Below are 522 nucleotides of genomic sequence, written 5' to 3' on the forward strand. Positions count from 1 at the left end.
TCCTGGATCTTGCGCTTCTGCGCCACATACACGCGGACGAGTTCGTTGACGCCGGGGGGCAGATCGTCGTCGTCCTCACGCGAGAACACACGAATACCGATCACCTTGCCCGACTCACCGTGGGGCACCTTCAACGACGTGTCACGCACCTCGCGGGCCTTCTCACCGAAGATCGCACGCAACAACCGCTCCTCGGGAGTCAGCTCGGTCTCACCCTTCGGAGTGACCTTGCCGACCAGGATGTCACCGTCACGCACCTCGGCACCGATGCGCACGATGCCACGCTCGTCCAGATCCGCCAGCACCTCATCGGAGACGTTCGGGATATCACGAGTGATCTCCTCGGCACCGAGCTTGGTATCACGAGCATCGATCTCATGCTCCTCGATATGAATCGAGGTCAGCACATCCTCCTCCACGAGACGCTGCGACAGGATGATCGCGTCCTCGTAGTTGTGACCCTCCCACGGCATGATCGCCACCAACAGGTTCTTACCCAACGCCATCTCACCGTTCTCGGTG

1 pseudogene is annotated in these 522 nt (G+C 60.7%); it reads right to left on the bottom strand.

Annotated features, from left to right (window positions below):
* Positions 1–522, bottom strand: a pseudogene (locus tag NE2_RS34445) (DNA-directed RNA polymerase subunit beta); the annotation flags it as partial.

Origin of the sequence: Nocardia elegans NBRC 108235, assembly GCF_001612845.1 — a bacterium.
Lineage (GTDB): Bacteria > Actinomycetota > Actinomycetes > Mycobacteriales > Mycobacteriaceae > Nocardia > Nocardia nova.